This is a genomic window from Pseudomonas sp. NPDC089407 (assembly GCF_044900445.1).
Lineage (GTDB): Bacteria > Pseudomonadota > Gammaproteobacteria > Pseudomonadales > Pseudomonadaceae > Aquipseudomonas.
Window position 1 is genome coordinate 1 of sequence record NZ_JBJDNB010000031.1, and the last position, 21,018, is coordinate 21,018.

Genomic DNA, 21,018 nt, shown 5'->3' on the forward strand with positions numbered 1-21,018 from the left:
AGCAGTGAAACGATGCATCGCCGATGGTAGTGTGGGGTTTCCCCATGTGAGAGTAGGTCATCGTCAAGATTCATTTCGCAAAACCCCTATCTGCGTATGCAGGTAGGGGTTTTGTCTTTGTGGGGCAAAAATCTCAAGCCGGACGCAGATCCCCGGTCATGCCCGGTTCCCTGTGGGAGCGGCTTTAGCCGCGAACACCGGCGCAGCCGGTGCCATCCCCCCGCGTCGCCTGCTTCGCGGCTAAAGCCGCTCCCACAGGGATCGCGGCGCATGGCAGTAATTGCGTCGGGCCTGTTGGTATTTGAGCCTAACGGGCGATGTCCTCCCACAATTCGAGCCATAACACTAGAATAGGTCCACGCACCTATTCAGAAGCGCTATATGTCCAATCCTGTCGAACCTGAATCACTGGCCAAATTGCCACTGGACGAGCTTGTCGCTTGCCACGAATGCGACCTGCTGCTGCGCAAGCCGGTGCTTCAGCATGATGAAAAAGCCCAATGCCCGCGCTGCGGCTACGAGCTCTACGCCCACCGGCACAACGTGGTAAACCGCAGCCTGGCCCTGGTGCTTACAGCACTGTTGCTGTTCATCCCGGCCAATTTCCTGCCAATCATGCAGCTGCACCTGCTCGGCCAGACTTCGGACGATACCGTCTGGAGCGGTGTGCTGGGCCTTTATAACTCGCAAATGCGCGGCGTCGCCGTAGTCGTGTTCCTGTGCAGCATGGCCATACCGCTGATCAAGCTGTTATGCCAGCTGACCGTGTTGTTGAGTATTCGCCTGAACGTAGGGCGGGACTATGGGCTGGTGTTCTACCGCCTCTATCACCACGTGCGCGACTGGGGCATGCTCGAGGTCTATTTCATGGGCGTGCTGGTGGCCATCGTCAAACTGGTGGACTTGGCCGAACTGACCGTAGGCTTGGGGCTGTTCTGTTTTATCAGTCTGTTGTTGATCCAGGTGTGGCTCGAAGTGGTGATGTCACCCCACCAGATCTGGAGTGCGCTATCAGGGGAGGACCTGCATGCGGGCGATTGATGCGGGCATTCTGGTCTGCAATGAATGTCACGAGCTGAACCGGAAAGAACCAGGCAGCACTTCGCAAACCTGCACGCGTTGCGGCGCCATCGTGCATGCGCGCCGGCCGAACAGCATCGTGCGTACCTGGGCGCTGCTGATTGCCGCGTCGATCCTGTACATTCCGGCCAACCTGCTGCCGATCATGACAGTGAGCACCCTCGGCCAGGGCAGTCCGGACACGATCATGTCCGGGGTTATCACCCTGCTCAAGCATGGCATGGTGCCGATTGCGGCGGTGGTGTTCATTGCCAGTATCCTGGTGCCCACGTTCAAGCTGGTGGGCATCGGCTTGCTGCTGTACTCCGTGCAACGCCGGCAGCCATTATCTGCCCGGCAACGAATATTGATGTACCGCTTCATCGAATTTATTGGGCGCTGGTCCATGCTGGATATCTTCGTCATAGCCATTCTGGTGGCCGTGGTGAATTTCGGCCGAATAGCCAGTGTCGAAGCCAACCTGGGCGCTGTCGCCTTTGCAACTGTGGTGATCCTGACGATGTTTGCCGCTTTAACTTTCGATCCCCGACTGATTTGGGATAACACGGAGTCGGATGACGACCATGAGTGACCTGCCAACGGCTAAAACCCGCCCCGCCTCTAACTGGTCGGCCATCTGGATCCTGCCGTTGATCGCGTTGATGATCGGTGGCTGGCTCGCATGGCAGGCCTACCGTGATGCCGGTGTGGATATTGAAGTACGCTTCGAGTCGGGCGACGGCATCGTCGCCAACAAGACCGAGGTCATGTACAAGGGCATGCCGGTGGGCAAGGTGAAGAGCCTGGTGCTTGATGCCAAGGGCGACACTCAGGGTGTAATCGCCACGATCGAGATGAACAAAGCGGCTGAGCCCCATCTGAACAAGGGCACACGCTTCTGGCTGGTGAAGCCAAGTGTCAGCCTGGCAGGTATTTCTGGCTTGGAAACGCTTGTGTCCGGTAACTACATTGCAGTCAGCCCAGGGGAGGGCGAGCCTACCAAGCGGTTCAAGGCACTGAAAGTGGCGCCACCGCTGTCCGATAGCGAGCCGGGCCTGCACCTTATGCTCAAGGCCGAGCGGCTGGGTTCGCTCAACCGTGACAGCCCCGTGTTCTACAAGCAGATCCAGGTAGGCCGGGTCAAAAGCTACCGCTTATCCGAAGACCAGAGTACCGTCGAGGTCAAGGTCTTCATCGAACCAGCCTATGCCAGCCTGGTGCGTAAGCACACGCGATTCTGGAATGCCAGCGGCGTCAGTATCGATGCGTCGCTCTCGGGGGTGAAGGTGCGCAGCGAGTCGCTTTCGAGCATCGTTGCCGGTGGTATTGCCTTTGCGACGCCAGAGCACCGCAAGGACAGCCCGCCCACCGACCCGAGCCTGCCATTCCGCTTGTATGAAGACTTCGACGCAGCCCAGGCCGGTATCCGGGTCAAGGTGAAGCTTAGCGATTACGAAGGCCTGCAGGCGGGCCGCACGCCGGTGATGTACAAGGGTATCCAGGTAGGTTCGCTTAAAACCCTGAAGATGGAAGACAACCTGGCCAGCGCTTCGGCTGAGCTGACCCTGGACCCGCTGACCGAAGACTACCTGGTTGAGGGCACACAGTTCTGGGTGGTGAAGCCGTCGATTTCTCTGGCGGGTATCACCGGCCTGGAAGCGTTGGTCAAAGGTAACTACATTGCCATTCGCCCCGGTGAGAGGGGGCAGCGGCCGGAACGTGAGTTCGAAGCGCGCGCCAAGGCGCCACCGCTCGACCTCAAGGCGCCGGGCCTGCACATGGTGCTGTTCGCCGATACCTTGGGCTCGCTGGAGGTCGGTAGCCCGGTGATGTACCGCCAAGTGAAGGTGGGCAGTGTGCAAAGCTACCAGTTCGCCCGCAACAGCAACCGCATCCTGATCGGTGTGCATATCGAGAAGGAATACGAGAAGCTTGTAAACGGGTCGTCGCGCTTCTGGAACGTCAGCGGCATTACCCTGACTGGCGGCCTCTCGGGCATCAAGATCAAGAGTGAATCGCTACAGACGCTGATGGCTGGCGGTATCGCATTCGATACGCCGCGGCCCGATGTGCCGTTGAAGCGCCATATTCCGCGCTTCCGGCTGCTTGAAAGCCAAGAGGCGGTAAACCGTACTGGTACCTTGATCACCATTCGGGTCGATCGCGCCGATGGCCTGAAGCCGGGTACGGCCATTCGCTTCCGCGGCCTGGATGTGGGCAGTATCGAGAGTGTCGACCTCACTGACGACCTGCAGGCGGTGCTGCTGCGGGCGCGTATTACCGAAGCGGCGAACCGCATTGCCCGTGCCGGTACGCAGTTCTGGGTGGTCAAACCGGCCTTGGGCCTGGTGCGCACTGAAAATCTCGACACGCTGATTGGTGGGCAGTATCTGGAAGTGCAGCCGGCGGCCAAAGACCGTGGACCGCAGCGCGATTTCATTGCCTTGGCCGATGCGCCGCAGGTGGCAGGGCCAGAGGTTGGCCTGCCACTGACGCTCAGCGCGCCGCGGCGTGGCTCGATCAAGCCGGGTGTGCCGGTGACCTACCGAGAGGTGGCGGTGGGCAAGGTGACGGGCTTCGAGCTGGGCCAGAGTGCTGACCGGGTGCTGATCCATATCCTTATCGAACCGCGCTATGCAGCCCTGGTGCGCAGCGGCAGCCGCTTCTGGAACAGCAGCGGCTTCGGCTTCGATTGGGGCTTGTTCAAGGGCGCTACGGTGCGTACCGAGTCGGTGGAGACCCTGATCGATGGTGGCATTGCCTTCGCGACGCCGGATGGCGAGCAGATGGGCAACCCGGCACGGCCGCAGCAGACCTTTGCCTTGTTCGACAAGGCCGAGGACCAGTGGCTGCAGTGGGCGCCAAAAATTCAGATAGCCAAGTAACACCGGGCAAACACAGGCCTGCTTTTTTGTAGGAGCGGCCTTGTGTCGCGATCGGGCTGCGCAGCAGCCCCTCGATTTCAGCTGCTGTGCAGATATTGCCGGGGCTGCTTTGCAGCCCGATCGCGACACAAGGCCGCTCCTACAAAAAGCGTTGCGCCCCTGGAGCATGCATAAATCGCAGACAACAAAAAGCCGACCCTAGGGTCGGCTTTTCGACTTGCACGTCGCTTAGGCAGCTGCAGCTTCTTTCAGCGCCTTGATGTGGCCATTCAGACGGCCTTTGTGACGAGCAGCCTTGTTCTTGTGGATGATACCCTTGTCGGCCATACGGTCGATTACAGGTACAGCCAGAACGTAAGCGGCTTGCGCTTTTTCGGCGTCTTTTGCGTCAATGGCTTTAACTACATTCTTGATGTAGGTGCGGACCATGGAACGCAGGCTGGCGTTGTGGCTGCGACGCTTCTCAGCCTGTTTTGCACGTTTCTTGGCGGAAGGTGTGTTGGCCACCGTCGAGCTCCTCGAAAGACTTTAGGTAAATAGCAAACAAAATAGGCCGCGAATCATGCCGATCAGTCGACCGGATGTCAAGGCCACTTGCAAGGTTCCGCCGAGCGGTGCGCCAACAAGCCGGAAAGATTCCTTTCTGCTGCGCGACCTGTACACTCGGGAATTTTTGGCTCCCCTGCGAAGGCGCGGGAGTATCGCACATTCGGACGCTGTCTGGCAGCGTCCTCTGTCATTGGCGTGAATCTTTTCGATGAATCTGCTCAAATCCCTGGCTGCAGTAAGCTCGATCACCATGATTTCGCGGGTGCTGGGCTTTATTCGCGACACCATCCTGGCGCGTATTTTTGGGGCAGGTGTCGCAACCGACGCCTTTTTCATCGCATTCAAGCTGCCCAACCTGCTGCGGCGTATTTTTGCCGAGGGTGCTTTTTCCCAGGCCTTCGTGCCGATCCTGGCCGAATACAAGACCCAGCAAGGCGAGGAGGCGACACGCACCTTCATTGCCTATGTCAGTGGCTTGCTGACCCTGGTCCTGGCCCTGGTCACCACCATCGGCATCCTGGCGGCCCCGTGGGTGGTGTGGGCGACGGCGCCGGGTTTTGTCGACAGCGCTGAAAAATACCAGCTGACCACCGACCTGTTGCGGGTGACATTTCCTTATATATTGCTGATCTCGCTGTCTTCCCTGGCCGGGGCGATCCTCAATACCTGGAACCGTTTTTCGGTACCGGCTTTTACCCCGACCTTGCTGAACGTGGCGATGATCGCCTTCGCGGTGCTGCTCACGCCGTACTTCAACCCGCCCATCATGGCCCTGGCCTGGGGTGTGCTGGCCGGCGGTCTGGCGCAGTTGCTGTACCAGCTGCCGGCACTGAAGAAGATCGGCATGCTCGTGCTGCCGCGCCTGAACCTGCGCGATACCGGCGTGTGGCGAGTGCTCAAGCAGATGCTGCCGGCGATTCTGGGGGTGTCGGTAAGCCAGATCTCGCTGATCATCAACACCATCTTCGCCTCGTTCCTGGTGGCCGGCTCGGTGTCGTGGATGTATTACGCCGACCGCCTGATGGAGCTGCCTTCGGGCGTGCTGGGCGTGGCGCTGGGGACCATCCTGCTGCCGACCCTGGCCAAGACCTACGCCAACAAGGACCGCGAAGAGTACTCGCGGATTCTCGACTGGGGCCTGCGCCTGTGCTTCCTGCTGGTGTTGCCGTGCACCCTGGCCTTGGCCATTCTTGCCGAGCCGTTGACCGTGGCGCTGTTCCAGTACGGCAAATTCAGTGCGTTTGATGCGGCCATGACCCAGCGGGCGCTGATGGCCTATTCCGTAGGCTTGCTGGCGATCATTCTGGTCAAGGTACTGGCACCCGGCTTCTATGCGCAGCAGAATATCCGCACGCCGGTGAAGATTGCGGTGTTTACCCTGGTCTGCACCCAGCTGTTCAACCTGGCGCTGGTCGGCCCGCTGGCACATGCCGGGCTAGCCTTGGCAATCAGCCTCGGTGCCTGCCTGAATGCCGGCTTGCTGTTCTGGAAGCTGCGCAGCCAGCAGCTGTTCGAGCCGCAGCCAGGCTGGGCCATGTTCCTGCTCAAGCTGGTATTGGCCGTGGCGCTGATGTCGGCCGTACTGCTGGCGGGCATGCACTACATGCCGGCCTGGGAGCAGGGCATCATGCTTGAGCGCTTCATGCGCCTGGGGGCGCTGATCCTGGCGGGCGTCGTGACCTATTTTGGCTGCCTGTACCTGTGCGGCTTCCGGCCGCGGCATTTTGCCCGCAAGGCCTTGCACTAAGGCTTCGGGCGGGTCAGGCGTCGGTTTTTCGCATTCCACGCCGCCCTTGGGCGCTGCTGCCTGTCACCGGCGCCCGGGTGTGGTTATAATCGGCCACTTTATGAGCAAGAAGCGCGTTATGCAGCTGGTTCGAGGTCTTCACAACCTGCGCCCCGAGCACCGGGGCTGTGTCGCCACCATTGGCAACTTCGACGGGGTTCACCGCGGCCACCAGGCAATCCTGGCGCGCCTGCGCGAGCGCGGCCAGGCTTTAGGCCTGCCGACCTGCGTGGTGATCTTCGAACCACAACCGCGCGAGTACTTCGCCCCCGACACCGCCCCGGCGCGCCTGGCCCGCCTGCGCGACAAGGTCGAACTGCTGGCCGCCGAAGGCATCGACCGGGTACTGTGCCTGGCGTTCAACCAGCGCCTGAGCAAGCTCAGCGCCGATGCCTTCGTCAAGGCCATCCTGGTCGACGGCCTGGGTGTGCGCCACCTCGAAGTGGGCGATGACTTCCGCTTTGGCTGCGACCGCGCCGGCGACTTCGGCTTCCTGGTCGGGGCTGGCAAGCAATACGGTTTCACCGTCGAGGCCGCCAACACGGTGATCCAGGACGGCCTGCGGGTCAGCAGCACCGAAATACGCAAGGCCCTGGCCGAAGGCGACTTCCAGCTGGCCGAGCACTTGCTGGGCCGGCCGTACCGCATTACCGGCCGTGTCTTGCACGGCCAGAAGCTGGCTCGCCAGCTGGGCACACCAACCGCCAACATCCAGCTCAAGCGCCGCCGCGTGCCGCTGTCCGGGGTCTACCTGGCCAGCATCGAGATCGACGGCAAGGCCTGGCCGGGTGTCGGCAACATCGGCGTGCGCCCCACCGTTGCCGGTGACGGGCGCCCGCACCTGGAAATTCATCTGCTGGACTATGCCGGCGACCTTTATGGCCGGCGCCTGACGGTGGAGTTCCACCACAAGCTGCGTGAAGAGCAGCGATTCGCCTCCCTGGAGGCGCTGAAGTCGGCGATCGATGCGGATATCGCCGCCGCACGTGCACATTGGCACGCTCAACCGCTAACCAAGAGCCTGAAATGACCGACTACAAAGCCACGCTTAACCTTCCGGACACCGCCTTCCCCATGAAGGCCGGCCTGCCTCAGCGCGAACCGCAGATCCTGCAGCGCTGGGACAGCATTGGCCTGTACCAGAAGCTGCGCGAAATTGGCAAGGATCGTCCCAAGTTCGTCCTGCACGACGGCCCGCCCTATGCCAACGGCAAGATTCACATCGGTCATGCGCTGAACAAGATCCTCAAGGACATGATCGTCCGTTCCAAGACCCTGGCCGGCTTCGATGCGCCGTACGTGCCGGGCTGGGACTGCCATGGCCTGCCGATCGAGCACAAGGTCGAGGTTACCCACGGCAAGCACCTGTCTGCCGACCGCACCCGCGAGCTGTGCCGCGAGTACGCCGCCGAGCAGATCGAAGGGCAGAAGACCGAGTTCATCCGCCTGGGTGTGCTGGGTGACTGGGACAACCCGTACAAGACCATGAACTTCGCCAACGAGGCCGGTGAAATCCGCGCCCTGGCCGAGATGGTCAAGCAAGGCTTCGTGTTCAAGGGCCTGAAGCCGGTGAACTGGTGCTTCGATTGCGGTTCGGCCCTGGCCGAGGCAGAAGTCGAGTACGCTGACAAGAAATCGCAGACCATCGACGTGGCCTTCCCGGTCGCTGACGAGGCCAAGCTGGCTGCCGCCTTCGGCCTGGCCTCGCTGGCCAAGCCAGCCGCCATCGTGATCTGGACCACCACCCCGTGGACCATCCCGGCCAACCAGGCGCTGAACATCCACCCGGAGTTCAAGTACGCCCTGGTCGATACCGGCGAGCGCCTGCTGGTGCTGGCCGAAGAGCTGGTCGAGTCGTGCCTGAAACGCTACAACCTGGAAGGCTCGGTGATCGCCACCGCCCAGGGTTCGGCGCTGGAACTGGTCAACTTCCGTCACCCGTTCTACGACCGCCTGTCGCCGATCTACCTGGCTGACTACGTCGAGCTGGGCGCCGGTACCGGCGTGGTGCACTCCGCGCCAGCCTACGGTGAAGACGACTTCGTCACCTGCAAGCGCTACGGCATGGTCAACGACGACATCCTCACCCCGGTGCAGAGCAACGGTGTGTATGTCGAGTCGCTGCCATTCTTTGGCGGCCAGTTCATCTGGAAGGCCAACCCGGCCATCGTCGACAAGCTGAGCGAAGTCGGTGCGCTGATGCACACCGAAACCATCAGCCACAGCTACATGCACTGCTGGCGCCACAAGACCCCGCTGATCTACCGCGCCACCGCGCAGTGGTTCGTCGGCATGGACAAGCAGCCAACCACTGGCGAGCCGCTGCGTGAGCGCGCGCTGAAAGCGATCGAAGAGACCAAGTTCGTCCCGGCCTGGGGCCAGGCGCGCCTGCATTCGATGATCGCCAACCGCCCGGACTGGTGCATCTCGCGTCAGCGCAACTGGGGTGTGCCGATCCCGTTCTTCCTGCACAAGCAGACCGGCGAGCTGCACCCGCGCACCGTCGAGCTGATGGACGCCGTTGCCCAACGCGTGGAAAAGGAAGGCATCGAGGCCTGGTTCAAGCTGGACGCGGCTGAACTGCTGGGCGACGAAGCCGGCCAGTACGACAAGATCACCGACACCCTCGACGTGTGGTTCGACTCGGGCACCACCCACTGGCACGTGCTGCGTGGCTCGCATGACATCGGTCACGCCACCGGCCCGCGCGCCGACCTGTACCTGGAAGGCTCCGACCAGCACCGCGGCTGGTTCCACTCGTCCTTGCTGACCGGTTGCGCCATCGACAACCACGCGCCTTACCGTGAGTTGCTGACCCACGGCTTCACCGTGGACGAGAACGGCCGCAAGATGTCCAAGTCGCTGGGTAACACCATCGAGCCGGAAAAGGTCAACAACACCCTCGGTGCCGACATCCTGCGCCTGTGGGTTTCGGCCACCGACTATTCCGGTGAAATGGCCGTTTCCGAGCAGATCCTGCAGCGCAGCGCCGACGCCTACCGGCGTATCCGCAATACCGCGCGCTTCCTGCTGTCCAACCTGTCCGGCTTTGACCCGGCCCGCGACCTGCTGGCCCCGGAAGACATGCTGGCCCTGGACCGCTGGGCCGTGGACCGCACCCTGCTGCTGCAACGCGAGCTGGAAGAGCACTACAGCGAGTACCGTTTCTGGAACGTCTACTCCAAGGTGCACAACTTCTGCGTTCAGGAACTGGGCGGCTTCTACCTCGACATCATCAAGGACCGCCAGTACACCACCGGCGCCAACAGTGTCGCCCGCCGTTCCTGCCAGACCGCGCTGTACCACATCAGCGAAGCGCTGGTGCGCTGGATCGCGCCGATCCTGGCGTTCACCGCCGACGAAATCTGGCAGTACCTGCCGGGCGAGCGCAACGAGTCGGTAATGCTCAACGGCTGGTACCAGGGCTTGAGCGGGCTGCCGGAAGGCACCGAGCTGGACCGCGCTTACTGGGACCGCGTGATGGCGGTGAAGGCATCGGTCAACAAGGAGCTGGAAAACCAGCGTACCGCCAAGGTCATCGGCGGTAACCTGCAGGCCGAAGTCACCCTGTACGCCGACGAAGGCCTGAGCGCCGACCTGGGCAAGCTGGGCGACGAACTGCGCTTCGTGCTGATCACATCGGCCGCCAGTGTGGTGCCATTCGCCCACGCTCCGGCCGAAGCGGTAGCCACCGAAGTCGAAGGCCTCAAGCTGCAAGTGGTCAAGTCCAGCCACACCAAGTGCGGCCGATGCTGGCACTTCCGCGCCGACGTCGGCAGCCACCCGGAGCACCCGGAAATCTGTGGCCGTTGCGTCGACAACCTGACCGGTTCGGGAGAGGTGCGCCACTATGCCTAACCCTGCAGCGGGGCGCCTCGGGCGCCTGGCATGGCTGTGGCTGAGCTTGCTGGTCCTGGTCGTCGACCAGGCCACCAAGCTGTACTTCAATAATGCCCTGACCATGTACCAGCAGATTGTGGTCATCCCTGACTACTTCAGCTGGACCCTGGCCTACAACACCGGGGCCGCGTTCAGCTTCCTGGCCGATGGCGCCGGCTGGCAGCGCTGGCTGTTCGCCCTGATCGCCGTGGTGGTCAGTGCCGTGCTGGTGGTATGGCTCAAGCGCCTGGGGCGCAACGAGACCTGGCTGGCCGTGGCGCTGGCGTTGGTGCTGGGTGGGGCCATTGGCAATTTGTACGATCGCGTCGTGCTGGGCCATGTGGTCGATTTCATCCTGGTGCACTGGCAGAACCGCCATTACTTCCCGGCTTTCAACGTGGCCGACAGCGCCATCACCGTTGGTGCGGTGATGCTGGCGCTGGATATGTTCAAGAGCAAAAAGTCCGAGGATCCGGTCCATGACTGACACCCGTATCGGCCAGAACACCGAAGTCACCCTGCACTTCGCGCTGCACCTGGAAAACGGCGACACCGTCGACAGCACTTTTGACAAGTCCCCGGCCGTGTTCAAGGTCGGCGACGGTAACCTGCTGCCGGGCTTTGAAGCTGCGCTTTTCGGCTTCAAGGCCGGTGACAAGCGCACCGTCACCGTGGCCCCGGAGAGTGCCTTCGGCCAGCCTAACCCGCAGAACGTGCAGGTGATGCCGCGCTCGCAGTTCACCGACATGGAGCTGTCCGAAGGTTTGCTGGTGATTTTCAACGATGCTGCCAACGCCGAGTTGCCGGGCGTGGTCAAGGCCTTCGATGACGCGCAGGTGACCATCGACTTCAACCACCCACTGGCTGGCAAGACCCTGAGCTTCGAGGTGGAGATCCTCGAGGTGAAGGCCCTGTAAGCCTGGAGCCGAGCATGCAAATCAAACTCGCCAACCCTCGCGGTTTCTGCGCGGGGGTCGACCGGGCGATCGAGATCGTCAACCGCGCGCTGGAAGTTTTCGGCCCGCCGATCTATGTGCGCCACGAAGTGGTACACAACAAGTTCGTGGTGGAAGACCTGCGCAACCGTGGCGCCATCTTCGTCGAAGAGCTGGATCAGGTGCCGGATGATGTCATCGTCATCTTCAGTGCCCACGGTGTTTCCCAGGCCGTGCGCCAGGAAGCGGCTGGCCGTGGCCTGAAAGTGTTCGATGCCACCTGCCCCTTGGTGACCAAGGTACATATCGAGGTGGCCAAGTACAGCCGCGATGGCCGTGAGTGCATTCTCATCGGCCACGAAGGGCACCCGGAAGTCGAAGGCACCATGGGCCAGTACGACGCCAGCAATGGCGGCGCCATCTACCTTGTCGAAGACGAGGACGATGTGGCCAACCTGCAGGTGCGCGACCCGGACCACCTGGCCTTCGTGACCCAGACCACGTTGTCGATGGATGACACCAGCCGTGTCATCGACGCCTTGCGTGCACGCTTCCCGAACATCGGCGGCCCGCGCAAGGACGACATCTGCTATGCCACGCAAAACCGCCAGGACGCCGTCAAGCAGCTGGCCGGTGAGAGCGACGTGGTACTGGTGGTCGGCAGCCCGAACAGCTCCAACTCCAACCGCCTGCGCGAGCTGGCCGAGCGCATGGGCACCCCGGCTTACCTGATCGACGGTGCCGAAGACCTGCAGCGCGGCTGGTTCGACCAGGCTGCACGGATCGGCATCACTGCCGGTGCTTCGGCGCCCGAAGTGCTGGTGCGTGGGGTAATCGAACAGCTAAAGGCCTGGGGCGCCACTGGCGCTGAAGAGCTGGATGGGCGGGAAGAGAACATCACCTTCTCGATGCCCAAAGAGCTGCGGGTTCGGTCGCTGATCTGATTGCGCTCGGGGATTACGCGGTCCCCGTGTAGGAGCGGCCTTGCGTCGCGATGGGCCGCACAGCGGCCCCAGGATTTTCGCGTAAAAGCTGAGATTGCCGGGGCCGCTTTGCGGCCCATCGCGACGCAAGGCCGCTCCTACAACGACCGCGTTAGCCGGGGCAGCGGTTATTGTTGCGGCTCTCTGTGAGCAGATTGACCCTTCCGGTCGATGCCATCACCACTTGATAGCGGCTGCTGGCCGATGAGCGCTCGCACACTTCCAGAGTAAACGAGAACCAACTGTTAGCCAGGTTCATCGGCACCCCCTGTGCACTGAACTTGAATTGCTCACCTTTATTGCTGGTAATTTTCAACGGCCGTGCCAACCGCTGCTCACGCAACACCTGCCGGTTATGCTCCAACTCCACCCGCCACCCATTCCCCCAGTTACCGTCCAACGCCTGCACCAGCACTGGCTGCCCTTGCAATAGCGCATGGCTGCGCGCACTGCGCAGTGCCTGGGCCAAGTCACGCGCCGCTGCCGCCCTGTGCAGGTCATCGCTCATCCTGGCGTAGGCCGGCATGCCGAGCTGTGTCAGCAACATCGCCACGGCCAAGGCCGACAACATTTGTATCAGTGTTACGCCGCGTTGCTTCACCGTGCATTCCTCCCCGGAAGTGCTTGGCTAATAGCTTCGTGGTCGCCGGACAAGAGGTCCAGTCGCCCGAGGTAAAGGCCATTGCGGGAAAAGTCGCAGGAGGTGCAGGGATGCAGGCAAGGCAACGGGGCATGACGCTTTTGGAAGTGTTGTTGGCGGTGGTGGTTTTGGCCGTGGGCATGTTCGCAGCGGCGGGGTTGCAGTTGAAGGCCCTGCAGGCTGTGGACAGCGCGCGTCGCGATGGGCAGGCGGCCATGGCGGTGCACAGTGAGCATGAGCGGGGGCGTCGATGAGGCGCGGTCAACGTGGTTTTGGCTTGCTTGAGCTGATGCTGGCGCTGGCTATTGGGTTGATGCTGCTGGTGGCGGCTAGTCAGCTGTTTACATCTGCTCACCAGACCTGGCGCCTGCAAAGTACTGCGACACGTATGCAGGACGAGGCTCGGCAGGCGTTGCTGCGCATGGCTCAGGATATCCGCATGGCAGCGATGTTTGGTTGCTTGCGTTTGAAACCTGACGATTTCGACGACCCGACTTTGCACCAGGTATTCGCCCGCCCCGTGGTGGTCGAAGCATCCTCACTGAGCTTGATCGTGGCGGAGTTACCTGGGCAAGCGGGCGCACCTGAGTGGTATTTGCACACCGATTGCCTCAAAGAAGCCTCTGTGGATGAAAAGCGCAAGGCAGGGTACTCGCTGGTGTATCCGGTCAGCAGGTATGTCTACCAGCTCCAAGGCAATACGCTGAAGTTCAAGCGCGGAAACAGCAAATTTCAACCGTTGGTTGAGAATGTGCAGGCAATGAGTCTCGAGCGTGTGCCGATGACGGAAGGAGAGCGGGTGGATATCACCCTGACACTGTACGAATCCACGCTCAAACTCGAACAGCGCCATGAGCTGAGCGTGGCAATCCGCAACCCGCCCCCCGCTTCATGAGCCGCCAACGTGGTGTCGTCCTGCTGCTGACCTTGGTACTCACCATGCTCTTAGGCCTGCTCGCCGCATCCGCCCTACGTGACGCGTTGGTGGAAACGCGCATGACCGGCTACCTGAGCGATGGCCTGCTGGCGCTGGAAGAGGCCGAGGCCGCCTTGCAGGCAGGGGCGCGCGAACTCGAACGGGCGCCGCCAGATTCCTGTAAGGCGTGCCTGCCACCAGCCCGACCGCACGATCTGGTAGGGCCATGGCAAACCACCCAGACCGGCTACGTCCATCTACAGAACCTGGGTATCAGCAAACGTGCCGCGCACATGCCCGACGGGCAGCCGGTCACCCTGTTCCGGATAACCGCCGTCAGCAAGCAACCCCAGTCACGACATGTACTGGAAGCGGTCTACGCCGTGGCTGACGGCACAACCCGACGCATCAGCTGGCGGCAAAGATTGCGAGGAGACTGACATGCAGCAAGGCTTGAGCCTGATCGAGTTGTTGATTGTGCTGGCCGTGACCGGCATTCTGGCAGCCATTGCCTACCCCAGTTACAGCGACCAGCTTCGGCGAGCCGCGCGCAGCGAAGTGGTTGGCCTGCTGCATGATGCCGCCCTGCGCCTGGAGCGCCACCGCGTGCGCACCGGCCAATACGCCGAGGGCGACCCGGCCTTGCCCGACGGTACCCGCTACTACAGCCTGCAGGCCCAACGCGACAGCGACACCTTCACGCTGCGCGCCCGGCGGCTGCCGCATGGGCTGATGGCGCAGGATGGCTGTGGCGACTTCCAGCTTGACCAGGCCGGCGTGCAGCGCAATCCGGGTGGCGCTGAACATGGCGCGCACTGCTGGGGAAGCTGAAGGTTGAATGGTGCCCGGTGCATCGCGGTTTTACTTCAGGTGTTGGATCGACAGATGAGCAAGCAAGTAGTGGTGGTCGGCGGCGGGGTGATTGGCCTGCTGACCGCGTTCAACCTGGCAGCCAAGGTCGGCCAGGTGGTGGTGTGTGATCAGGGCGAGGTTGGCCGCGAGTCGTCCTGGGCTGGCGGCGGCATCGTCTCGCCGTTGTACCCATGGCGCTACAGCCCGGCAGTGACTGCCCTGGCGCACTGGTCGCAGGATTTTTATCCACAGCTGGGCGAGCGCTTGTTCGCCAGCACCGGCGTCGACCCCGAAGTGCACACCACTGGCCTGTACTGGCTGGACCTGGACGACGAAGCCGAAGCGCTGGCCTGGGCAAAGCGCGTGGAGCGGCCGTTGAGTGCCGTGGATATCTCGGCAGCCTATGACGCGGTGCCGGTGCTGGGCCCGGGTTTCAAGCGCGCCATCTACATGGCGGGCGTGGCCAATGTGCGCAACCCGCGCTTGGTGAAGTCGCTGAAGGCGGCGTTGCTGGCATTGCCTAATGTGACACTGCGCGAACACTGCCAGATCACCGGCTTTGCCCAGCAGGGCGGGCGGGTGAGCGGCGTGCAGACGGCCGACGGCGTGCTGGCGGCGGATGAGGTGGTACTCAGTGCTGGTGCCTGGAGTGGCGACCTGTTGCGTACGCTAGGTTTGGAGCTGCCGGTGGAGCCGGTGAAGGGGCAGATGGTTCTGTTCAAGTGTGCCGAAGACTTCCTGCCGAGCATGGTGCTGGCCAAGGGGCGCTATGCGATCCCGCGGCGTGATGGGCACATTCTGGTGGGCAGTACGCTGGAGCATGCCGGGTATGACAAGACCCCGACCGGGCATGCGCTGGAGAGCCTGAAGGCTTCGGCGGTGGAGTTGTTGCCTGAGCTGGAAGGGGCCACGGTGGTGGGGCACTGGGCCGGGCTGCGACCGGGGTCGCCGGAGGGTATTCCGTACATCGGGCCGGTGCCGGGGCATGCGGGGTTGTGGCTGAACTGCGGGCATTACCGTAACGGGTTGGTGCTGGCGCCGGCTTCGTGCCAGCTGTTTACCGATTTGCTGACCGGTGCCGAGCCGATCATTGACCCGGCGCCGTATGCGCCAGCCGGGCGTTTGGGCTGAGACTGCCGGGGCCGCTGTGCGGCCCTATCGCGACACAAGGCCGCTCCTACAAGGAGTACGCGATCCCCTGTAGGAGCGGCCTTGTGTCGCGATAGGGCTGCAAAGCAGCCCCAGAATGTCAACGCGGTGCCTGCAGGTGCCGGCTTGGGTAATGCTGTTCATACACCTTGCACACCCGTAGCACCTGCTGATCGGCGAAGCGCCCGGCCACCACCTGCAGCCCCACCGGCAGCCCCTCGCGGGTAAACCCGCAAGGCACTGACGCTGCCGGCTGCTGGGTGAGGTTGAACGGGTAGCTGAACGGCGTCCACTCCATCCACTGCGCCATGCCAGACCCCGGCGGCACGTTATGCCCGGCCTCGAACGCCACCAATGGCAGCATCGGCGACACCAGCACGTCATAGCGCTGGTGGAAGGCATTCATCTTCGCAATCAACTCCGCCCGTGCCTCCAGCGCCTGGGTGTATTCACTCAAGCTGATCTGTGCGCCTTGTTCGGCAATCCAGCGCAACCCGGGGTCCAGCAACGCCTGCTGTTCATCGCTCAACGCACTGGCCAGCCGCGCTGCGCCGGCAAACCACAGGGTATTGAAGGTTTCCAGCGGGTCGCTGAAGCCCGGGTCCACTTCCTCCACCTGCGCACCGAGCCACACCAGGCGCTGTACTGCTTGCGCCACCAGCGCCTGGATCTGCGGGTCGACCTGCACATAGCCGAAGTCGGCGCTGTAGGCGATGCGCAGGCCGCTCAGGTCTTGTTCCTGGCCTAGCCAGGCTGCCTGCCGTGGTGCACCTGCCAGCCCGTCACGGGCATCAGGCCGGGCGACGCAGTCGAGCATCAATACCGAGTCGTCTACGGTGCGCGTCATTGGCCCCAGGTGCGACAACACGGTCATGGCACTGGCCGGCCACTGCGGTACATAGCCAAATGTCGGCTTGATGCCGAACGTGCCGGTAAAGGCGCACGGGATGCGAATCGAGCCACCGGCATCGCTGCCCTGGTGCAGCACGCCCAGGTTCAGCGCGGCGGCTGCCGCTGCACCGCCAGACGAACCACCGGCGGTCAGCCGGGTATCCCAGGGGTTGCGGGTAATGCCATACAGCGGGTTGTCGGTGACCCCCTTCCAGCCGAACTCCGGGGTGGTGGTCTTGCCCACCAGCACCGCGCCGGCTTCGCGCATGAAGGCGGTGAAGGGCGCATCGACCTCCCATGGGCCAGCGCCCGAGATCGTACGCGAGCCTTTGCGGGTGGGCATGTCACGGGTCAGGGTCAGGTCCTTGATCGAGGCGGGCACGCCGTCCAGCCGGCCGCAGGGCTCGCCACGTTGCCAGCGCTGCTCGCTGGCCCGGGCGGCGGCGCGGGCACCTTCGCCGTCGACATGGCAGTAGGCGTTGACCGCCGGGTTGTGCAGGTCGATGCGTGCCAGCACGTCGTCGACCACCTCGACCGGTGACAACTGGCGGCGCTGGTACAGCTCGAGCACTTCGACGGCGGTGAACTCGCCAATCGCGGTTTTCTGGGTCATCTCAACGGGCTCCCGGGTTGGCGGCCTGGAACATGGCGCGCAGCAGCACGTCGCAGCCATCGGCCAGGTCTTGCGGTGCGGCATTTTCGATTTCGTTGTGGCTGATACCGCCTTCACATGGCACGAAGATCATCCCGGCCGGGCCCAGCTCGGCGAGGAAGATCGCATCGTGGCCGGCGCCGCTGACGATGTCCATGTGGCTCAGGCCCAGCGCGCGCGCGCCCTGGCGCACGGCGTCGACGCACTGTTCGGCGAAGTACAGCGGCGGGAAGTCGGCGGTCGGCGTCAATTGGTAGCTCAGCCCGTGCTTCGCGCTGGCGGACTCGATGGCCGCGCGCACTTCGCTGACCATCGCCGCGAGGTATTCGGGGTCGAGGTGGCGCAGGTCGATGGTCATCTGTACCTGGCCGGGGATAACGTTGCGAGAGCCCGGGTGCAGGGTCAGGCAGCCAACCGTGCCACAGGCATGCGGCTGATGGGCGTGGGCCACACGGTTGACCGCCGCCACCACTTCGGCAGCACCGACCAGGGCGTCCTTGCGCAGGTGCATGGGGGTGGGGCCGGCATGGGCCTCGACGCCGGTCAGTACCAGGTCGAACCATTTCTGCCCCAGGCAGCCCTGGACTACACCGATGGTGGTGCGTTGGTCTTCCAGCACCGGGCCTTGCTCGATGTGGGCTTCAAAGTAGGCGCCGACGGCATGCCCGGTGGGCACGCGCGGGCCGGCGTAGCCGATGCGCTGCAGCTCGGCGCCGACCGACAGGCCCTGGTCGTCGACCTTGTCCAGGGTTTCTTGCAGGCCGAATTTACCGGCGAACACGCCAGAGCCCATCATGCACGGCGGGAAGCGCGAGCCTTCTTCGTTGGTCCACACCACCACTTCCAGTGGCGCTTCGGTGGCCAAGTCGAGGTCGTTGAGGGTGCGCATGACTTCAAGGCCGGCCATGACGCCGTAGCAGCCATCGAATTTGCCGCCGGTGGGCTGGGTGTCGATATGGCTGCCGGTCATCACCGGTGGCAGGGCAGGGTTGCGGCCGGGGCGGCGGGCGAAGATGTTGCCGATGGCGTCGATGCTGACGGTGCAGCCGGCTTCTTCGCACCAGCGCACGAACAGGTCGCGAGCCTGGCGGTCGAGGTCGGTCAGGGCCAGGCGGCACACACCGCCCTTGGCGGTGGCGCCGAGGCGGGCCAGGTCCATCAGTGATTGCCAGAGGCGTTCGCGGCTGACCAGAGGGCCTTGGCCGAGCAGGTGCTGCGCGGGATCGATGCGGGTGTTCATGGTTCATCTCTCCTGAAAATACTGGGTTGCTTGTGCTGGCCCTTTCGCGGGTAAACCCGCTCCTACAGGGTGGTGAAATCGTTGTAGGAGCGGGTTTACCCGCGAATAGGCCGGCACAGGAAAACGAGGTCTGTGTCAGGCGCTCAAGGCCAGATACCGGTTCTTGATACTCGGGTCTTCCCGGAACTGCGCCGCACTGCCCTGGTAGGCAACCCGACCCTGCTCCAGCACGTAATGGCGGTCGGCAAGTGCATCGCAGACCATCAGGTTCTGCTCCACCAGCAGGATCGACAGCCCCTCGTCCTTGATCCGCCGCAGAATCTTCACCAGCTCTTCAACAATCACCGGCGCCAAACCTTCAGTCGGTTCATCGAGGATCAGCAGCTTGGGCCCGTTGAGCAGCGCGCGGGCAATGGCCAGCATCTGCTGCTCACCACCGGACAGCGCGAAGCCACCGTTACGGCGCCGCTCCTTCAGCCGCGGGAACATGCTGTACACGTCCTCCAGCTGCCAGCGGCTGGTCTTGCGCACGGCAATCTTCAGGTTTTCCTCGACGCTGAGCTGGCGGAAGATGCCGCGATGTTCCGGTACCAAGGCAATGCCCTGCCGGGCAATGTCGAAGATTTCTCGGCCAACCAGCTGCTGGCCGTTGAAGCTGACCTGCCCCTGCCGGGGGCGGACGATGCCGAGGATGCTGCGCAAGGTGGTGGTCTTGCCGGCACCGTTGCGGCCCAGCAGGGTCACCAGTTCGCCAGCCTCGACCTTGAGCGAGACGCCTTCGAGCACATGGCTCTTGTCGTAGTAGGAGTGGATCGAATCGACGTTGAGCATCAGGCGGCCTCTCCAAGGTAAGCGGTGCGCACGCGCTCGTCGTTGCGCACCTGTTCAGGGGTACCCTCGACCAGGATCTGGCCGTGGCTCATCACCGTGATGCGCTGGCTGATCGACATGACGATGCTCATGTTGTGCTCGATCAGCAGCACGGTGTGGTCGCGGCCCAGGTCGCTGATCAGCGCGGTCATGACCGGGATGTCATCGATGCCCATGCCCGAGGTGGGCTCGTCGAGCATCAGCAAGGTGGGCTTGGCGCAGATCGACATGCCCACTTCCAGCACCCGCTGCTGGCCGTGCGACAGCTCGCCGGCCAGGGTCTCGGCACGGCCGGTCAGCTTCAGCCGTTCCAGTACCTGGTCGGCGGTGTCCCAGTGGCTGCGTTTGTGCTCGACGCTGCGCCAGAAGTTCAGCGCGCCCAGGCCATCGCGGCCCTGGGCGGCCAAGCGCAGGTTCTCGCGCACCGACAGGTTCTGGAACAGGCTGGTGAGCTGGAACGAACGCGCCATGCCCAGCGCTACACGCCCGTGGGACGGCTTGCGGATGATGTCCTGGCCGTTGAACAGAATCTTGCCCGCCGTGGCCTGGCGCTCGCCGGTCAGGCAGTGGAACAGGCTGGTCTTGCCTGCGCCGTTGGGGCCGATGACGGTGTGGATGGTGCCGGCGCGCACTTTAAGGTCCACGCCGGCGACGGCCTTGAACGGCCCATAGGCCAGTTCCAGCTGGCGGGTTTCCAGCAGGTAGTCGCTCATCACAGGGTCTCCTTGGTCTTGGCCTGGGGTTTGTCATTGGCATTGCGGCTGACCAGCAGGCGCTTGCCAAGGTCGGCCAGGCCGCCCCACAGGCCGCCGCGCATGAACACCACCACCAGAATCAGGATCACCCCCAGCAGCATCAGCCAGCGTGGCCACAGCTCCGACAGCACGTCGCCCAGCAGCACGATGGCGCCGGCACCCAGCAGTGAGCCGAACAGCGAGCCGGTGCCGCCGACGATGGTCATGATCAGGATGTTCTCGCTCATCATCAGGTCGATGTTCGACAGCGGCGCAAAGTGCAGCAGCATGGCGTACAGCGCTCCGGCGATACCGGTGATGGCGCCCGACAGCATGAACACCAGGATCTTGAAGTGGCGGGTGTCGTAGCCGATGGCGGCGGCGCGCGTCTCGTTTTCGCGGATGGCCAGCAGGGTGCTGCCGAACGGCGAACGGATCACCCGCAGGGCGCCGGCGAAGATCAGCAGGAACAGCACGGCGACGAACACGTAGAAGTGCCGCGGGTCGGCCAGGTCGACCAGCACATGGCCGGCGATTTCGATATTTGGCCGGGGTACGTCGAGCAGGCCGTTGTCACCGCCGGTCCAGCCGCTGAGGGTGTAGGCCAGGAAGTAGGCCATCTGGCTGAAGGCCAGGGTCAGCATGACGAAGTAGATGCCCGTGCGGCGGATCGCCAGGGCGCCCACCAGCAGCGCCAGAAAGGCGCCGAACACCGCTGCACCCAGCAGTGCGGCGAACATGCCCCACTGCAGGTGAATCATCAGCAGCGCCGCGCCATAAGCGCCCACGCCAAAGAAGATGCCTTGGCCGAACGACAGCAGGCCGGTGTAGCCCAGCAGCAGGTTGCAGGCCAGCGCGGCCAGGGCAAAAATCAGGATCTCGGTGGCCAGGGTGGCCGAAGGCAGCAGCAGCGGCAGCGCCACCAGGCTGGCGACCACCAGCAACAGCAGCGCCGGGGCGCGCCCCTTGGCGACGGGTATTGGATTTTTCTCGCTCAT

Annotated in this window: 21 protein-coding genes; 14 read left to right on the top strand and 7 right to left on the bottom strand. The window is 63.2% G+C overall.

The window, feature by feature from the left end; all coding sequences use genetic code 11:
* The first annotated feature begins 381 nt into the window (after nt 1-381).
* From ACI2KG_RS21610 to ACI2KG_RS21620, 3 genes are read left to right on the top strand one after another with little or no spacing between them, the layout of a single operon-like run.
* A complete protein-coding gene (locus ACI2KG_RS21610) occupies nt 382-1,041 on the top strand; it encodes a paraquat-inducible protein A (RefSeq protein WP_404663230.1) in 660 nt (219 codons plus the stop codon).
* A complete protein-coding gene (locus ACI2KG_RS21615) occupies nt 1,028-1,651 on the top strand; it encodes a paraquat-inducible protein A (protein WP_404663231.1) in 624 nt (207 codons plus the stop codon). Before ACI2KG_RS21610 ends, ACI2KG_RS21615 begins: the two co-directional genes overlap by 14 nt.
* Nucleotides 1,644-3,944 carry an MlaD family protein gene (locus tag ACI2KG_RS21620; protein WP_404663232.1) on the top strand — a complete coding sequence of 767 codons (2,301 nt, stop codon included), beginning with the start codon at nt 1,644-1,646 and terminating at the stop codon, nt 3,942-3,944. The genes ACI2KG_RS21615 and ACI2KG_RS21620 overlap by 8 nt, the downstream gene beginning before the upstream one ends.
* A 228-nt stretch (nt 3,945-4,172) precedes the next feature.
* Here the strand turns inward: ACI2KG_RS21620 and rpsT are convergent, their stop codons facing one another.
* Nucleotides 4,173-4,451 (bottom strand): 30S ribosomal protein S20, encoded by a 279-nt coding sequence (gene rpsT, locus ACI2KG_RS21625; protein ID WP_003247625.1) that lies wholly within the window; start codon nt 4,449-4,451, stop codon nt 4,173-4,175.
* 250 nt (nt 4,452-4,701) lie between these two features.
* Between rpsT and murJ the strand changes: the two genes are divergently transcribed.
* From murJ to ispH, 6 genes are all read left to right on the top strand, one after another.
* Complete coding sequence (murJ, locus tag ACI2KG_RS21630) at nt 4,702-6,240, top strand: murein biosynthesis integral membrane protein MurJ (protein ID WP_404663233.1); 1,539 nt, start codon at nt 4,702-4,704, stop codon at nt 6,238-6,240.
* A gap of 118 nt (nt 6,241-6,358) precedes the next feature.
* Nucleotides 6,359-7,309, top strand: a complete 951-nt coding sequence (gene ribF, locus ACI2KG_RS21635; RefSeq protein ID WP_404663234.1) for a bifunctional riboflavin kinase/FAD synthetase — start codon at nt 6,359-6,361, stop codon at nt 7,307-7,309.
* Nucleotides 7,306-10,137: an isoleucine--tRNA ligase gene (gene ileS, locus ACI2KG_RS21640; protein WP_404663235.1), complete on the top strand. Its 2,832-nt coding sequence runs from the start codon at nt 7,306-7,308 to the stop codon at nt 10,135-10,137. The genes ribF and ileS overlap by 4 nt, the downstream gene beginning before the upstream one ends.
* Nucleotides 10,130-10,645, top strand: a complete 516-nt coding sequence (gene lspA, locus ACI2KG_RS21645; RefSeq protein ID WP_400619381.1) for a signal peptidase II — start codon at nt 10,130-10,132, stop codon at nt 10,643-10,645. Before ileS ends, lspA begins: the two co-directional genes overlap by 8 nt.
* Nucleotides 10,638-11,075: an FKBP-type peptidyl-prolyl cis-trans isomerase gene (gene fkpB / locus ACI2KG_RS21650; protein WP_400619378.1), complete on the top strand. Its 438-nt coding sequence runs from the start codon at nt 10,638-10,640 to the stop codon at nt 11,073-11,075. Before lspA ends, fkpB begins: the two co-directional genes overlap by 8 nt.
* Before the next feature lie 14 nt (nt 11,076-11,089).
* Nucleotides 11,090-12,037 carry a 4-hydroxy-3-methylbut-2-enyl diphosphate reductase gene (ispH, locus tag ACI2KG_RS21655; RefSeq protein ID WP_201206498.1) on the top strand — a complete coding sequence of 316 codons (948 nt, stop codon included), beginning with the start codon at nt 11,090-11,092 and terminating at the stop codon, nt 12,035-12,037.
* A gap of 151 nt (nt 12,038-12,188) precedes the next feature.
* On the opposite strand, the gene ACI2KG_RS21660 is transcribed toward ispH, so the two are convergent.
* The gene (locus ACI2KG_RS21660; protein WP_404663236.1) at nt 12,189-12,677 is read right to left on the bottom strand and encodes a GspH/FimT family pseudopilin; all 489 of its coding nucleotides are present in this window, start codon (nt 12,675-12,677) and stop codon (nt 12,189-12,191) included.
* Between the two features lie 110 nt (nt 12,678-12,787).
* Here ACI2KG_RS21660 and ACI2KG_RS21665 point away from each other — a divergent pair, with 110 nt between their 5' ends.
* From ACI2KG_RS21665 to thiO, 5 genes are read left to right on the top strand one after another with little or no spacing between them, the layout of a single operon-like run.
* Nucleotides 12,788-12,970 carry a prepilin-type N-terminal cleavage/methylation domain-containing protein gene (locus tag ACI2KG_RS21665; RefSeq protein ID WP_404663237.1) on the top strand — a complete coding sequence of 61 codons (183 nt, stop codon included), beginning with the start codon at nt 12,788-12,790 and terminating at the stop codon, nt 12,968-12,970.
* Nucleotides 12,967-13,611: a PilW family protein gene (locus tag ACI2KG_RS21670; protein WP_404663238.1), complete on the top strand. Its 645-nt coding sequence runs from the start codon at nt 12,967-12,969 to the stop codon at nt 13,609-13,611. Before ACI2KG_RS21665 ends, ACI2KG_RS21670 begins: the two co-directional genes overlap by 4 nt.
* Nucleotides 13,608-14,072, top strand: a complete 465-nt coding sequence (locus ACI2KG_RS21675) for a hypothetical protein (RefSeq protein WP_404663239.1) — start codon at nt 13,608-13,610, stop codon at nt 14,070-14,072. Before ACI2KG_RS21670 ends, ACI2KG_RS21675 begins: the two co-directional genes overlap by 4 nt.
* A 1-nt stretch (nt 14,073) precedes the next feature.
* Nucleotides 14,074-14,463, top strand: coding sequence for a type IV pilin protein (locus tag ACI2KG_RS21680; RefSeq protein WP_404663240.1), 390 nt, complete (start codon nt 14,074-14,076; stop codon nt 14,461-14,463).
* 54 nt (nt 14,464-14,517) lie between these two features.
* Nucleotides 14,518-15,615 (top strand): glycine oxidase ThiO, encoded by a 1,098-nt coding sequence (gene thiO / locus ACI2KG_RS21685; RefSeq protein ID WP_404663241.1) that lies wholly within the window; start codon nt 14,518-14,520, stop codon nt 15,613-15,615.
* Nucleotides 15,616-15,733: 118 nt separating this feature from the next.
* Here the strand turns inward: thiO and ACI2KG_RS21690 are convergent, their stop codons facing one another.
* From ACI2KG_RS21690 to ACI2KG_RS21710, 5 genes are all read right to left on the bottom strand, one after another.
* Nucleotides 15,734-17,137: an amidase gene (locus ACI2KG_RS21690; protein WP_404663242.1), complete on the bottom strand. Its 1,404-nt coding sequence runs from the start codon at nt 17,135-17,137 to the stop codon at nt 15,734-15,736.
* A gap of 1 nt (nt 17,138) precedes the next feature.
* Nucleotides 17,139-18,416 (bottom strand): Zn-dependent hydrolase, encoded by a 1,278-nt coding sequence (locus ACI2KG_RS21695; protein ID WP_404663243.1) that lies wholly within the window; start codon nt 18,414-18,416, stop codon nt 17,139-17,141.
* A 135-nt stretch (nt 18,417-18,551) separates the two neighbouring features.
* Nucleotides 18,552-19,247, bottom strand: a complete 696-nt coding sequence (locus tag ACI2KG_RS21700) for an ABC transporter ATP-binding protein (protein WP_404663244.1) — start codon at nt 19,245-19,247, stop codon at nt 18,552-18,554.
* Nucleotides 19,247-19,999, bottom strand: coding sequence for an ABC transporter ATP-binding protein (locus ACI2KG_RS21705; RefSeq protein ID WP_400619359.1), 753 nt, complete (start codon nt 19,997-19,999; stop codon nt 19,247-19,249). Before ACI2KG_RS21705 ends, ACI2KG_RS21700 begins: the two co-directional genes overlap by 1 nt.
* The gene (locus ACI2KG_RS21710) at nt 19,999-21,018 is read right to left on the bottom strand and encodes a branched-chain amino acid ABC transporter permease (protein WP_400619356.1); all 1,020 of its coding nucleotides are present in this window, start codon (nt 21,016-21,018) and stop codon (nt 19,999-20,001) included. The genes ACI2KG_RS21705 and ACI2KG_RS21710 overlap by 1 nt, the downstream gene beginning before the upstream one ends.

Bases quoted from the DNA above. Each gene is read 5' to 3' on its own strand.
- ispH (WP_201206498.1), top strand. From the start codon at position 11,090: ATGCAAATCAAACTCGCCAACCCTCGCGGTTTCTGCGCGGGGGTCGAC.
- ACI2KG_RS21705 (WP_400619359.1), bottom strand. From the start codon at position 19,999: ATGAGCGACTACCTGCTGGAAACCCGCCAGCTGGAACTGGCCTATGGG.
- murJ (WP_404663233.1), top strand. From the start codon at position 4,702: ATGAATCTGCTCAAATCCCTGGCTGCAGTAAGCTCGATCACCATGATT.
- ACI2KG_RS21680 (WP_404663240.1), top strand. From the start codon at position 14,074: ATGCAGCAAGGCTTGAGCCTGATCGAGTTGTTGATTGTGCTGGCCGTG.
- thiO (WP_404663241.1), top strand. From the start codon at position 14,518: ATGAGCAAGCAAGTAGTGGTGGTCGGCGGCGGGGTGATTGGCCTGCTG.
- ACI2KG_RS21710 (WP_400619356.1), bottom strand. From the start codon at position 21,018: ATGAGCGAGAAAAATCCAATACCCGTCGCCAAGGGGCGCGCCCCGGCG.
- ACI2KG_RS21610 (WP_404663230.1), top strand. From the start codon at position 382: ATGTCCAATCCTGTCGAACCTGAATCACTGGCCAAATTGCCACTGGAC.
- ACI2KG_RS21615 (WP_404663231.1), top strand. From the start codon at position 1,028: ATGCGGGCGATTGATGCGGGCATTCTGGTCTGCAATGAATGTCACGAG.
- ribF (WP_404663234.1), top strand. From the start codon at position 6,359: ATGCAGCTGGTTCGAGGTCTTCACAACCTGCGCCCCGAGCACCGGGGC.
- ACI2KG_RS21620 (WP_404663232.1), top strand. From the start codon at position 1,644: ATGAGTGACCTGCCAACGGCTAAAACCCGCCCCGCCTCTAACTGGTCG.
- ACI2KG_RS21675 (WP_404663239.1), top strand. From the start codon at position 13,608: ATGAGCCGCCAACGTGGTGTCGTCCTGCTGCTGACCTTGGTACTCACC.
- ACI2KG_RS21700 (WP_404663244.1), bottom strand. From the start codon at position 19,247: ATGCTCAACGTCGATTCGATCCACTCCTACTACGACAAGAGCCATGTG.
- ACI2KG_RS21665 (WP_404663237.1), top strand. From the start codon at position 12,788: ATGCAGGCAAGGCAACGGGGCATGACGCTTTTGGAAGTGTTGTTGGCG.
- ACI2KG_RS21670 (WP_404663238.1), top strand. From the start codon at position 12,967: ATGAGGCGCGGTCAACGTGGTTTTGGCTTGCTTGAGCTGATGCTGGCG.
- lspA (WP_400619381.1), top strand. From the start codon at position 10,130: ATGCCTAACCCTGCAGCGGGGCGCCTCGGGCGCCTGGCATGGCTGTGG.
- ACI2KG_RS21695 (WP_404663243.1), bottom strand. From the start codon at position 18,416: ATGAACACCCGCATCGATCCCGCGCAGCACCTGCTCGGCCAAGGCCCT.
- ileS (WP_404663235.1), top strand. From the start codon at position 7,306: ATGACCGACTACAAAGCCACGCTTAACCTTCCGGACACCGCCTTCCCC.
- ACI2KG_RS21690 (WP_404663242.1), bottom strand. From the start codon at position 17,137: ATGACCCAGAAAACCGCGATTGGCGAGTTCACCGCCGTCGAAGTGCTC.
- fkpB (WP_400619378.1), top strand. From the start codon at position 10,638: ATGACTGACACCCGTATCGGCCAGAACACCGAAGTCACCCTGCACTTC.